We start from the raw sequence: 13,872 nt of genomic DNA, 5'->3' as shown, positions 1-13,872 counted from the left end.
TAGGCTGGGGGAAATGGGGACAATGACAACTCCCTAAATGAGGCCGGTTAATTTCCGCTGCAGGCGGAGGCTTTCCGCGGGGCGTGCTGTGAGCCTCCTCGAGCTTGCAGCTCTGCGGGGTCTCACCTGTCACGCTGCAACCCGCAGGAGTCCCCGCCTTCCGCTCCAATTAACCTAAGTTCCACTATTTTACGGTGTAATTATAAAAGAAAACGTTTCTTCATAAAAAATGCCCTTACGAACTAATCTTGTTCGTAAGGGCGGGTTTCCCCAGCTTCATTTATTAGTCATTAAAGCGGCCAGCAAAGCCTTTTGCGCGTGCAGGCGGTTCTCAGCTTCCTGAAATACAACAGAGTGTGCTCCTTCTAATATAGCAGCTGTCACTTCTTCCTCACGGTGGGCGGGAAGGCAGTGCATAAAGATATAATCAGGATCCGCATGCGACACCAGCTCGTCATTGACCTGGTAGGAAGCAAAATGTTTTCTTCGTTCTAATGCTTCCTCTTCCTGTCCCATACTTGCCCATACATCTGTGTAAATAACGTTGCTATTCTGTACGGCTTTTACAGGATCAGTTAAAACCTCAATTTTAGATCCTGTATGAGCAGCAATGGCTTGAGCAAGCTCAACCATCTCTGGTTTGGGGTAGTAGCCCTCGGGTGCTGCGATGGTGCAGTCCATCCCAACCTTTGCTGCACCGATCATGAGCGAATGTGCTACATTATTGCCATCTCCGATATAGGTCAATTTCTTGCCTTGGAAAGTTCCGAAGTGCTCGTAAATAGTCAGCAGATCGGCAAGCACCTGACAGGGATGATAATCATCGGTCAGCCCGTTAATGACAGGGACAGAACTGTTTTCAGCAAGCTCCGTCACTGTGGATTGCTTAAATGTACGGATCATTATTCCATCTAAATAGCCTGACAGCACGCGGGCTGTATCTGCGATTGTTTCACCGCGTCCCATTTGAATGTCGCGCGTGCTTAAATACATGGCATGCCCGCCAAGCTGCAGCATTCCCGTTTCAAAGGATACGCGCGTGCGGGTGGAAGATTTTTCGAAAATCATTCCAAGCACCTTCCCCTCTAAAAGAGGAAGATACTTGTTTTCAGGCTTTTTCAGCTCCACAGCCAAGTAGATCAAATCAAGAATTTCATTTGCTGTAAAGTCTTTTAATGAAAGCAGGTCTTTTTGTTTAATCGCCGGTATCAAGGGGTGGGTAGAATTCATGTCAGCACTCCTTTATGAATTGTTTTGGATTGGCCGAGTGTTCCCTGGAAGGCTTCAACTGTTTCAAGCCGTGTCCATACATGCAATCGGTGAATCGCTGCTATTTTTGCATTTACTGCAGCAGCATCGGTATTTAAATTGATATATCCTTTTTTATCACTTCGTTCCATCCAATTTTCAAAGGACAGGTTATTGGAAGAAATAATCTTAAATCCGTATGACTCCCATGCCTTTACGTCAATACGCTGAAGAGACGAAGCTTCAATAAACAGGCTTCCTCCGGGCTCCCAAATATCAGCCAGCTGCTGGCTCGATCCAACAAGGGCCTGGTGCATCGCGATTCCAGGGTCTCTGTGTGAAGCAATAACTTCACCTGTTGATGTCATGACAGGTGACAGAGCAGGCGAGAGGTCAGGAAGTTTTACATGGGAATACACTGGCGCCTTAACGGTAAATTGGCGCTGACCGTTAAAGTCTGCCATGATATTTAACTCATCAAAGGTTTTGCCGAGCATTAAAGCGGTCGCATGCTGGACGAGCGGCACGTCTGTTACTTTACTGCTGATTGGTGCGGTACGGGATGCCCGCGGATTAATTTCAATGACATAAAGTCCGTCATGCTGGCAGACAAATTGAATATTAAAGAGTCCGACATAGTCCATCTTTTCTGCGATATGTTTAGAAACATTGCATACATAGTCAAGCATTTTAGCCGGAAGTGAAAGGGGAGGAGTAATGGAAATACTATCTCCCGAATGAACCCCAGTGCCTTCGATGTGCTCAAATACAGCAGAAATCCATGCGTTTTTTCCATCTGTCAGTACGTCTACTTCGACTTCTTTTCCATCAATAAAACGATCAACTAAAACAGGATACTCAATTTTGGCTGAAGCCAGGTAAGCATCCAGTTCTTCCTCGGAGTTTAGTTTGATCATTCCGCTGCCGCCGATCACATAAGAAGGACGGAGCAGAAGCGGATAGCCGATGGAAGATACAGCCTGCCAGATTTCGGCGGGCTGGTTGGCCGTAAAGCCTGGGATGACCGGCAAATTGATGGATTCCAGGAACGTATAGAAACGATCGCGATCTTCCATTTGGTCAAGCGTATCTGAAGAGGATCCCAGGATTGTAATGCCGGCTTCTTCTAATGAACGTGCCACATTAATTGATGTTTGGCCGCCGAACTGAACGATCACTTGATCGATGCCTTCAAAGTCGAGCACATTTAAAATATCTTCTGTCGTCAGCGGCTCAAAATATAGTGCATCGGCTACTTCATAATCAGTACTGACTGTTTCAGGATTGTTGTTAATCATGATCGCTTCATAACCCAGTCTCTGCAGCGCGATGACGCTGTGTACACAGCAATAATCAAACTCGATTCCCTGACCGATACGGATAGGCCCTGAGCCGATTACCGCGACCTTTTTAGCAGAGGATGTTCTGTCATCTGAACGGCCATTCCAAGTGGAATAAAAGTAATTCGTTTTTGCTTCAAATTCAGCAGCACAGGTATCAACCATTCGATAGGATGGAGTGATCGACCATTCTTTTCGCTGCTTTCGTATTAAAGGAGCTGGCACGCGCCAAAGTTTAGCTAAATCTGCATCGCTAAAGCCATGTTTTTTAGCATGATGAAGGCGTTCTTTTGTTATTTCAGTCCAGGTAATCTCTTTCAGATCATTTTTTATCGAAACAAGCTTTTGCAAAACAGACAGGAAGTAAGGGGAGATTCCCGTTTCCTGCTGGATTTCTTTCAGTGCTTTTCCTCTGACAAACAACTCCATTAAAACAAATAATCGTCTGTCGTCTGCGTGGACCAGTGCGTGCTGAAGCTCTTCATTGCTCCAGGAAGAAAGGGCAGGAAGCCTGAATCCCTCGAGTTTTATATCAAGGGAACGAATCGCTTTTTGAAAGGCAGCCTCCATATTCCGTTCAATCGCCATCACTTCACCGGTTGCTTTCATTTGAGTGCCGAGCATTCTGTTTGCTTCAGTGAACTGATCAAAGGGCCATCTTGGAATCTTAACAGTTACGTAATCAAGTGCGGGCTCAAAGCTTGCAAACGTCGTACCGGTAACAGGATTTTTCAGTTCATATAATTGATAGCCAACTGCCAGTTTTGTCGCCAATCGTGCTATCGGATAACCCGTAGCCTTGGAAGCAAGAGCAGATGAACGGCTGACCCGGGGGTTTACTTCAATTAAAAAATACTCGGATGTTTCAGGGTGAAGAGCGAATTGAATATTGCAGCCGCCCACAATGCCAAGAGCTTCGATAATTTTAATGGAAGCTGTGCGCAGCATATGGTATTCCTTGTCATGCAGCGTCTGGCTTGGAGCTACAACAATGGAATCGCCGGTATGAATACCGACTGGATCAAGGTTTTCCATATTGCATATCGTAATACACGTGCCAGCGGAGTCCCGCATAACCTCGTACTCAATTTCCTTGTAGCCGGCAATGCTTTTTTCCACCAGGCACTGTTTAATAGGGCTTGCACTCAGTCCCTGCTTCAAAAGGGAAATGAACGCAGCTTCTGTTTCAGCGATTCCTCCGCCAAACCCTCCAAGCGTATAAGCAGGGCGGACGATTACCGGATAGCCAATCTGGCCGGCAAACTGAAGACCCTGTTCAACCGAATAAATGATGTCGCTTTCCGGTACAGGTTCATTCAGCTTATTCATAAGGGATCGGAACGCATCACGGTCTTCAGCTTGTTTGATCGATTCGATTTCCGTGCCTAAAAGCTTGACATTGTACTGGTCGAGTATGCCTTTGTCAGTCAGCTCCATGGCCAGATTAAGACCCGTCTGGCCGCCCACTGTCGCAAGCAGTCCGTCAGGGCGTTCCTTTTTAATAATTGACGTTACGCTTGAAACGGTTAATGGTTCAAAGTAAACCTGATCCGCTGTTGAGCTGTCGGTCATAATCGTAGCGGGATTGTTGTTGATTAAAATCACTTCTATGCCTTCTTCTTTTAATGCTACACAGGCCTGCGTGCCGGAATAATCAAATTCAGCAGCCTGACCGATGACAATGGCACCGGAGCCAATAACCAGAACTTTTTTAATTGAATCTTGTTTAGGCATTTACATACACCTTCTTTTCAGGATCGATAGATAGAAAAAACTGTTCAAACACTTCATGATGTTCAGCAGGACCAGGTGACGCTTCCGGATGGAACTGCACCGTCATAATCGGAAGCTTAAGATGATATAAGCCCTCAATGCTTGAATCATTCACGTTTCGGTATAAGACTCCGAGTGATGTTGGCAGGTTTTCTTTTTCCACTACATAACTGTGGTTTTGAGAGCTCATGCTGACTTTGTTTGTTTTGCTGTTCATAACCGGATGATTGGCGCCTCTATGGCCAAATGGCAGCTTTGTGGTGGAGGCTCCAAACGCGAGAGCAATCAATTGGTGTCCAAGGCAGATGCCAAGGGACGGATATCGTTCCATCCAATCTCGGTAAGTCGGGATATAATGCTTTAGTGAAAATGGGTCGCCGGGACCGTTGGAAAAAACAAGACCGTCCAAATTGAAGCTGTCGAGCTCGCTTGTTGGAACTGTATAGGGAAATACACTCACCATGCATCCTCGATTAAGAAGAGCAGTTAAGATCGATTTTTTATAACCAAAATCAATTAAACCGACATGAAGCTCTCCGCTGCCATAGGTTTGAATGGAAGGAGAGGTCACATTCGGTACAAGAAATGTTTGAATAGGCTCCCAGGGCGGAAGGGGTTTTCCTTCAAGACTGATTACCGCCTGCATGGTCCCATCCTCCCTGATTTCCTGAATGACCGACCGTGTATCCACGCCGGTCATTAGCGGCACTCCCTGAGCAGTAGCGAATTCTATTAAAGAAATGCCTTTCTCAAGTTCACCTTCGTATAGTTCAGTCGCCACAATGCCCGCGACTTGAATTTTAGCTGATTCTAAATGTGCTGTTTGAATGCCATATTGACCCATTAACGGGTAAGAAAATACAATGATTTGCCCATGGTATGAAGGGTCGGTTAATACCTCTTCATATCCAGTCATTCCTGTATAAAAAACAATTTCTCCCTGTGCGTCAGAAGGGGTTCCCTTCCAGCTGCCAGTAAAAGATTTTCCGTTTGAAAGAGATAATGTGCCTCTCATTTCTCAGGCCTCCTAATGTATAAATATAAGTTAAGTTGTAATAATATTCATTTATGTGTAAAAAAGTACTCCTTATTCAGGAGCAGTTGAAACAGTTGATGGAATAATTGTTTTCAAAATGGATGCTGCCTGCTCTAATTCCTGCTTTGTTACGGTCAAAGGAGGAAGGAGGCGGATAACAGACGGACCGGCCGGAACCAGCAGCAAGCCTGCATTTTCTGCCTTTTGAACAATGCCGGAAGCATCCTCTGTATTACATTCAATACCTAAAAGCAATCCTTTTCCCCGAACAGCTTTGACAGCTCCTGAATCGAGAATGGGCTGAAGCAGCTGCAGAAGATATTCACTTTTTTCATTTACCTCATCGATAAACGCTTTTTCAAAAGCGATATCAGTCACTTTTTGAGCGGCACTTACTGCCAAAGGGTTGCCGCCGAATGTTGTTCCGTGTGAACCAGGTCCAAATGTTTCAAACATTTCCTGCGAGCCAAGCATTGCGCCAATTGGAAAGCCGTTTCCCAGTCCTTTCGCAAGTGTAACAATATCAGGCTTAAGCGATGTTTGTTCATAAGCATAGCGTGTGCCTGTGCGGCTGATGCCCGTTTGCACTTCATCAACGATTAATAAAATTCCTTTTTCCTCACAAATCTCCTTAATCGCATCGGAAAAGGCCTGATCCAATACATTTACGCCACCTTCACCCTGGATAACTTCAATCATGATTGCTGCTGTATCATCGCCGGCCGCACTCTTTAGCGCTTCAATATCGTTAAACGGTACATTGCGGAATGACTCCAGCAGAGGACCGAAGCCCTGCTTTACTTTATCCTGGCCAGTTGCTGACATAGCCCCGAACGTCCGGCCGTGAAATGATTTTTCAAAGGTGATGATAACATGCTTCTGTGTGTGCTTTCTGGCAAGTTTAATCGCTGCTTCATTTGCTTCTGCACCGCTGTTGCAAAAGAATGCATGTGCAAGCGGGGTATCTGCCACTAGTGCTTCAGCCAGCTTTTCCTGTGCGGGACTTTCAAATAAATTAGATATATGCCATAGTTTTTCACTTTGTTTTTGAAGTGCCTCGACAATGGCCGGATGTGCATGGCCAAGATTGGTCACCGCAATTCCGCTTGTAAAATCAAGATAGGATTTGCCTGTCTGATCTTCCACAATGGTTCCTTGTCCTTTGACAATGGATATGGGACGTCTTGCATAGTTATTGAATAAAGAAGTCAATTTATGGCCGCCTCTCTTGAGATTGTCGTTCCCTGCAATGATTCCCCTACGATTTGAACAGATAAGACTCCGGCCTCAATGCATTCAAGAGCTGCCTTTACCTTGGGAATCATACCGCCGTAGATGTCTCCGGATTCGATCCAGCTGGCAATTTGATCAGGGGAAGAGTGCTGCTGTGTCAGGTCGTTAATTTTTATGCCCGGTGTATCGGTTACCAGAAGCAGTTCATCTGCCTGCAGTGCAAAGGCAACTTTTCCTGCTACTGTATCCGCATTTATATTGAGCGCCTGGCCGCCTTCAGTTGTGCCGATGCAGGATAAAACAGGCACATAGTCATTTTCGATGAGAATACTCAGCAGTTCGGGTTTTACTGTTCTGATTTTACCGACGCATTGATAAACGTCGGGATCCAAATAATCACATACCAGCAGGTGGTCATCAAACCCGTTGAGTCCTATTGCCTGTATCCCAACTGAATTTAATTGGTGCACAATAGAAGGGTTGACCAGTCCGACGAGAGTCGACTGAACGATTTTCACCGCTTTTTCTGAGGTCACTCTAAGTCCGTCTTTGATCTGTGTTTCAATATTTTGATCAGCTAATTGCTGATTAATCGCAGGGCCGCCTCCATGCACAATCACAATAGAGTGGCCGCTGTTTTTTAACGCCAGAAGCTGTACGTAAAAGTCGGCAGTCAGCTGCTCAAGCAGGCTTCCGCCAAGCTTAATAACGGTAAGTGGTTTAGGTTCGGTAGCTTGCGTTGATTTGGACGTAATCATAAGTCAGGTCACACCCCCAGGCCAGTCCGTGTCCCATCCCCTGGCTCACATCGACTTTTAGTTTTATTTCGGGCTGCTTTAGGTATTCAATCAATTCATCCTCTGAAAAAGGAGCAGGCTCTCCGCCCTCCACAACGGTCGTACCGCCGATTTGTATGTGTATCGCCTGAGGATCAAGTGTTGCACCGCTGTAACCCACCGCGGCTAATATTCGTCCCCAGTTCGCGTCGCACCCAAACACCGCTGTTTTCACTAAAGGAGATCCAACAACCGTTTTTGCAATTGATCGTGCTTCAGCATCTGAAACAGCTCCTGTCACTTCAACTTCAATTAATTTGGTTGCACCTTCACCGTCTTTTGCAATCATTTTACCCAAATCCTCACAAACATGAAGAAGTGTCTGAAGAAATACTGGCCAATCCGGATGGGAAGGGGAGAGCGGTTCGTTTTTTGCTAATCCGTTCGCCATGACAACCACCATATCATTTGTGGAAGTATCGCCATCGACAGTAATGGAATTAAATGTACGGTCTACAACAGAAGTTAACGCTGCATGTAAATGATCAGACTCGATGGCAGCATCGGTAGTGACGAAACCAAGCATGGTTGCCATGTTTGGGTGAATCATGCCGGAGCCTTTGGCAGTACCGGCAATCGTGACCGTCTTCCCGTTAATTTCAACGCGGTAGGCGGTATTTTTTGAAACAGTATCCGTGGTTAGGATCGATTGTGAAAAATCAATGGAGCCTTTTAATCCGGCAGCAGGATCCAGACGAGGGATGCCTTCTTCGATGCAATGCATCGGCATTTTCTCACCGATAACGCCTGTAGAGGCAACGCCGACCAGGTTTGCTGTGATGCCAAGTTTATCAGCTGTCAGCTGCTGCATTTTTTTTGCGTCGATAAAACCTTGTTTTCCTGTGCAGGCATTTGCGTTTCCTGAGTTGACAATCAATGCCTGAAGCTTGCCGGTTTCGGCAATTGCTTCTTTGGTAATCAGCAGAGGCGCAGCTTGAACAGCATTTGTTGTATACACACCAGCAGCGTTTGCAGGAACTTCACTTACTAGTACAGCTAAATCATTTTTCTTATGCTTAATGCCGCAATGAAGACCGGCGGCTTGATAACCAATTGGAGAGGCGATATTATTTCCTGAAATACGCTTGATTGTTGGATAAACAGTGGTCATGCTACTCCTCCTTAAAATTAAACAAATAATGGTATGACGTTAAGTCCTGTAGATTCGTCTAAATCAAATTGCACATTCATATTTTGAATCGCCTGACCGGCAGCCCCTTTAACCAGGTTGTCGATGACTGAAACAAATGTGACCCTGTTGGTCCGCGGATCCACGTGAAGCTGCAAATCACAATAATTCGAGCCGTATACCTGATTAGTTGAGAACTTGGATGCTGTTGTATTAAATCGAACAAACTCTTCGTTTTGGTAAACATCTTGATAGCAGTCAATTAACTGTTGTTCAGTCACACCTTCTGCGAGAGGCGCATAGCTTGCAGCCAAAATTCCTCGCGTCATTGGAATAAGATGTGTACTGAAGGTAATGGGTCGCTGTTTCTCCGCAAAAAGTCCAAAGCCCTGTTCGATTTCAGGGATATGCTGATGTTTGTTAACCTTGTAGATTGATAGATTTTCATTTGCTTCACTAAAATGCGCCATTTGATTCGGTTTATTCCCAGCACCTGAAACCCCGCTTTTCGCATCAATGATTAATCCTGCTGCATCAATTAGCGAATGCTTAATGGCGGGAAGCAGAGAAAGAAGAACAGCGGTGGGATAACATCCAGGGTTTGCAATAATAGAAGCATTCTTTATTTGCTCCCGGTTCCACTCCGTTAATCCGTACACGCTTTGATTCAGTGCATCAGCAGGAGCTGGATCTTTTTGATACCACTGCCTGTACTCATCTTCCGGCAATCGGAAATCTCCCGATAAATCAATGAGTTTGGGACCTTTTCCTACTAAAGAAGGAAGCAGTTTGCTTGAAACGCCACTTGGCGTACTAGTGAATACCACATCTAAACTCGCTAAATGATCAAGGTTAATTTTATGTAGCGGTTCATTATAAATATTCATTAAATGTGCATATTTATCAGAAAAAATTGTTCCTTCCTCTGATGATGTAAAGAGGTCAATTTTCTCCACTTCTGGATGGCCATGCAAAAGCCGTATCAGTTCCAGCCCTCCGTATCCTGAAGCGCCAATTATTCCTACCTTCACAATCATCACCCCGAAAAAATAAGATAGACATATTATAGTATGTATAAAAATAAAATCAACAGTATTTTTATAAATAATTTAAAATTAATTTAATTTGTGGTATTTGTGTGAGGTTTGATTTTGTGGGAGACTGCTATTTTAATCGTTGGTAAATGAGTGTTTAAGAAGTTTCTATAGTGAATTTTCTCGGGCAATCTTACAACAAGCAGGGAGCATTTATGCATTTTAATGAATATATCGAACACTTATGTGAATATATCAAACAAACTTAAGGCTTTATCGCACTGATTTCGGGATATATCGCTCACGTTTCCGGATTTATCGTTCTGCGGAGGGGAAATTGATATTTATCGTACTGCTTTGGCAGGATATCGTACACTTTCAGCATTTTATCGATCAACATTTCTCTTTTATCGGTCGTCCCGTCCCGTTGGCCGATCCAGCCCGTCGCGTCAATTCATGCTGCCGTCCCCACAAAAAAATCGTATCGGACACTATTGGTCCAATACGATCGATCGTTTCTTATATGAAAACAGCAATAGTAAAGAGATTATCATTAACACAATTAAAGCTGAGTAGGCAATCTGAAAGGAGGCTACGGAATAGGTCCGGCCGCTCGATTCGAGTATTGAGGTGCCTAATACCGCACCCGTAGCACTTCCGACAAATTGCACGAGCTGCTTCATACCAATTCCTGTAGCAACTTGATCTTTTGGAAGAATGCGAGAGATCTCGTTTGTCGTGCTTGAAGAAAGACTTGAAAATCCAAAACTCGTAAACATATAGCTGATCATCACCATATATTCACTAAGTCCTGAGAAAAAGGTGAAAAAGACAGCGGATGTGAGAAGCAAAAACTGAGAGAGGAACATCACTCTGACATTCCCGAATTCATCAATTAAACGGCCGACATAAATAGCTGCAACAGCGGAAAGCATTGCTCCGGGGAAAATAAGGAACCCGACCGCTGTGGCAGATCTTCCGAATACCTGCTGAATCATTAAAGGCATCAAAATAAGTAAGGCGAAATGAAGTGTAAAGCCGATATAGCTTAAATACACAATTAATCGGTACTGCCTGTTGCTCAATAGCTCAGGCTGGATAAAAGGATACGCTATTTTCTTTATTCTCCATAGTAGAAGCAGCGTGAGCAAAACAAACGAAACAATGTACAGAATGTTAAGTGTTGAAACAAATAATAAAAAAGAGGTAACAGCACACCCGGTTAAAATGCCTCCAAGCACATCAAATGATCCTCTGTTGGTTTCCTGATCGGGGAGGAGATGAAGCAGGACAGGTATTACAGCGATCACAAAAACCGTTACGATAAACAGGTAATTCCAGCTTAGATAGTCGGTGATGATTCCGCCAACAACCGGTCCCAACCCAAAACCGAGTGAAGAAGCAGAAGCAATCATTGCCATTGCACGGCCCCGTCGGTGAATAGGGACAAAACGGCCGGCAAAAACCATTGATAATCCGGGTATCGCTGCTGCCCCGGCGGACTGCCCCAGCCGGGCTGCCAGAAGCCACTCGAAGGAAGTGGAAAAAAATCCAATAATTGAAGCAAAGCCAAATAGTGAAATTCCTGTTATAACAAGTGTTCGAATGGGTATATAATCTGATAAACGTGTATAAGCAATCGTAAAGATCGCAAGCACGATGGAATAACCCGATACTACCCAGGCCCCCTGAGAGGGTGCAAGTGAAAATTCCTGTAGTACATCAGGTAAAGCTACATTAAACATGGTTGTATTCATAACCGTTAACCAGACTGCCACACTTAAAACGAGTATCGTCTTATGATAGGAAGGAGCTGGCGTCATTGCAGATGCCGTCATGAACATGCCCCTTTCGTTAAATTAATTTCAGCTGAAATCAACAGCCATGTTTAGCAATGCTTTAAAGAAAAATGCCCGATTCACATAAGAAGCGGGAGCAGAACAGATCAAATTAATCTAGTAATTATACCAATTCAAAAAACGTCTGTCTGCTGAATGGATATTGTCGAAACCTTCAATTAATGATTCAATTTGTTTACAATACATGACAATTAATTTACCATAAAATAAAACAATGAACATTTGTTCGTGGATTCAAGGGGGCTGATTTTTCGATGAAAGAATCGGAATATGATGAACAATTTGCTCAATACTATATTCGGGATATCGAGCTTTCAAAAGATGTAGAAGGAATCAACTATTATTTTCAAGTACAGGATAATCTGATGAATCAGATTATAAATGGTGAGATTGAATCAGCCGAAAAAAGTATGAAAGAGCTGCAAAAGATTTTACAGCTCCGTGCAAAAGAAGAACTCCCTATAGCATTGCCACGGTTTTACCTTTCTCAAGTTGTGCTCTTTGGCAAAGAATTAAAAAGGTTCGGGGTTTCTCCCACAAAGATTTTTTGTTTTAGTTCAGCCTGCATAGAATTAATCTATACCTGGAAGTCTGAAGAGGAATTAATGGGCGGAGGGAAATGGCTGGTTAAAGCGTTTTCTGAAATGATCCACGAGCGACTTAACCCATTAATCGATCATCCCATCGTGAGCCAGGCGATTGAACTTATTAATGGAAAATTGGAACAGCCGATTGAAGTCGAAGAGGTTGCGAACAAACTTACAGTGAGTCCGAGTTATTTAGCTAAATTATTTAAACAAGAAGTTGGAATGACAGTTAAGCAGTTCAGCAATCACAGGAAAGTAATTGAGGCAAGATATTACCTGCAATTTTCAAACAGGGAAATAGTAGAAATATCTGATCAATTTGCTTTCTGCAACCAAAGTTATTTTACAAAAGTGTTTAAGGAGCAATTAGGTCTTACACCAAAACAATTTAGACTGTCCATCCAAAAGCCATCCTAGAAAGGGGAGGGGTCTATATCAAAGTTATTAAGACACACGGGTATATTACGGTCACCAGAAAGATTGAATGGGAGGAGCAGCACATTATCGAGCATAATCATGAGCTGGTCCTTTATGAAAACAGAATCACAGATCAGATCAATCAATTTTTCTTTTCAGAGATTTTGGATATATCCTATAAATCGAGTGCCCGCAGCTACGGTCTGCTGTATATTCACACTGTCAGAGGATTGTTCCCTTACAAAGTAAAGGAGCATCCGGAAGATTTTATAAAAAAATATCACGATTTGAAATTGTGAAGAGAAAATGGGGGATTACAATGGGTTTTTTATTTAAAGGGATTGATCATGTTCAACTGGTTGCACCAAAAGGCCATGAAGATAAAGCAAGAGAATTTTATACCGGGCTGCTCGGGCTGAAAGAAGTTCCGAAGCCTGAGAACTTGCGAGGAAGAGGCGGCTGCTGGTTTAGCTGCGGGATGCAGGAGATTCATATTGGTACGCTCGAGCCGTTTGCAGCTCCCAAGAAAGCCCATCCTGCTCTTGTGGTGGAAGGTCTTGTTGAACTTCGGGACCGTTTGGAGAAAGCGTCTTATACAATTGAAGAAGAGGAACCTATTGCAGGGCGCGATCGTTTATTTGTTGAAGATCCATTTGGTAATAGAATTGAATTTATGGAATATCATTAGAAAGAATATGAATCTTTTAAGACACTCCCAGAATCTGAATTTTTTACATAGAAGAGTTTGTATGAGACAATGCTTGTTAACTTAGAGCAGTATATGCTTTATTTACAGACTAAATTAGCATAGGCTTGTCAGTTTGGAAAAGTATCAGCTTTTCATTTGCAGGAAAAACGGAATTCATAGATGTGGAACGATTGAAAGTAAAGTTAGCCAAAGAGTCGTAATAAGTGCGCCTATTGTGGGCGGGGTTAATGAGTAAGGAGGAATCTATATGCAAAGGATCATGATTATCGAAGACGATACTGATCTACGCTTAGATCTTGCCGACCAGATTGTAGAGAGTGGCTATCAGCCAATCCCAGTTACAGATTTTGAGCGGATTATTGAGATTTTTAACGAAGAAAAACCGGATCTGGTTTTAACAAATGTCGCATTGCCTTTTTTTGACGGTTATTATTGGTACCGTCAAATAAGAGAGCACTCGAAATGCCCGGTTATTTATCTTTCGAAAGAAGATTCCCTTGTAAATATTGAGGTAGCTTTTCAAGATAAAAAAAGAAATGTAGATGTCAAGCCGTTTTCAAAGGAAAACTTGACTGCTACATTAAATAATCAATTGTTCAGAAAAAATCCCTATAATAAATAAAAAGTTTCCACCGTGGCTGCGGTGGTTTTTTTTATTTATTTTACGTATT

11 protein-coding genes are annotated in these 13,872 nt (G+C 43.5%); 3 read left to right on the top strand and 8 right to left on the bottom strand.

What is annotated here, in order from left to right; all coding sequences use genetic code 11:
- Positions 1–276: 276 nt before the first annotated feature.
- From argF to E2R51_RS10500, 8 genes are all read right to left on the bottom strand, one after another.
- Positions 277–1,230, bottom strand: coding sequence for an ornithine carbamoyltransferase (gene argF, locus E2R51_RS10535; RefSeq protein ID WP_133377000.1), 954 nt, complete (start codon positions 1,228–1,230; stop codon positions 277–279).
- Positions 1,227–4,322, bottom strand: a complete 3,096-nt coding sequence (locus E2R51_RS10530; protein ID WP_133376999.1) for a carbamoyl-phosphate synthase (glutamine-hydrolyzing) large subunit — start codon at positions 4,320–4,322, stop codon at positions 1,227–1,229. Before E2R51_RS10530 ends, argF begins: the two co-directional genes overlap by 4 nt.
- The gene (locus E2R51_RS10525) at positions 4,315–5,376 is read right to left on the bottom strand and encodes a carbamoyl phosphate synthase small subunit (RefSeq protein WP_133376998.1); all 1,062 of its coding nucleotides are present in this window, start codon (positions 5,374–5,376) and stop codon (positions 4,315–4,317) included. The genes E2R51_RS10530 and E2R51_RS10525 overlap by 8 nt, the downstream gene beginning before the upstream one ends.
- Before the next feature lie 72 nt (positions 5,377–5,448).
- On the bottom strand, positions 5,449–6,609 hold the full coding sequence (locus tag E2R51_RS10520) for an acetylornithine transaminase (protein ID WP_133376997.1): 1,161 nt from the start codon (positions 6,607–6,609) through the stop codon (positions 5,449–5,451).
- The gene (gene argB, locus E2R51_RS10515) at positions 6,606–7,388 is read right to left on the bottom strand and encodes an acetylglutamate kinase (protein ID WP_133376996.1); all 783 of its coding nucleotides are present in this window, start codon (positions 7,386–7,388) and stop codon (positions 6,606–6,608) included. Before argB ends, E2R51_RS10520 begins: the two co-directional genes overlap by 4 nt.
- On the bottom strand, positions 7,351–8,577 hold the full coding sequence (gene argJ, locus E2R51_RS10510) for a bifunctional glutamate N-acetyltransferase/amino-acid acetyltransferase ArgJ (RefSeq protein WP_133376995.1): 1,227 nt from the start codon (positions 8,575–8,577) through the stop codon (positions 7,351–7,353). The genes argB and argJ overlap by 38 nt, the downstream gene beginning before the upstream one ends.
- A 17-nt stretch (positions 8,578–8,594) precedes the next feature.
- The gene (gene argC / locus E2R51_RS10505; RefSeq protein ID WP_165967197.1) at positions 8,595–9,626 is read right to left on the bottom strand and encodes an N-acetyl-gamma-glutamyl-phosphate reductase; all 1,032 of its coding nucleotides are present in this window, start codon (positions 9,624–9,626) and stop codon (positions 8,595–8,597) included.
- Between the two features lie 494 nt (positions 9,627–10,120).
- A complete protein-coding gene (locus E2R51_RS10500) occupies positions 10,121–11,467 on the bottom strand; it encodes an MFS transporter (protein ID WP_133376993.1) in 1,347 nt (448 codons plus the stop codon).
- A gap of 275 nt (positions 11,468–11,742) precedes the next feature.
- On the opposite strand from E2R51_RS10500, the gene E2R51_RS10495 reads away from it, so the two are divergent.
- The 3 genes from E2R51_RS10495 (at position 11,743) to E2R51_RS10485 (ending at position 13,823) form a co-directional block, all read left to right on the top strand.
- A complete protein-coding gene (locus E2R51_RS10495) occupies positions 11,743–12,492 on the top strand; it encodes an AraC family transcriptional regulator (RefSeq protein ID WP_133376992.1) in 750 nt (249 codons plus the stop codon).
- 319 nt (positions 12,493–12,811) lie between these two features.
- Positions 12,812–13,180: a VOC family protein gene (locus tag E2R51_RS10490; RefSeq protein WP_133376991.1), complete on the top strand. Its 369-nt coding sequence runs from the start codon at positions 12,812–12,814 to the stop codon at positions 13,178–13,180.
- 268 nt (positions 13,181–13,448) lie between these two features.
- The gene (locus E2R51_RS10485; RefSeq protein WP_133376990.1) at positions 13,449–13,823 is read left to right on the top strand and encodes a response regulator; all 375 of its coding nucleotides are present in this window, start codon (positions 13,449–13,451) and stop codon (positions 13,821–13,823) included.
- The last annotated feature ends 49 nt before the right edge of the window (positions 13,824–13,872 follow it).

It is taken from the genome of Jeotgalibacillus sp. S-D1, from assembly GCF_004358665.1.
Lineage (GTDB): Bacteria > Bacillota > Bacilli > Bacillales > Jeotgalibacillaceae > Jeotgalibacillus.
This window is presented reverse-complemented; position numbering and strand designations above follow the sequence as displayed.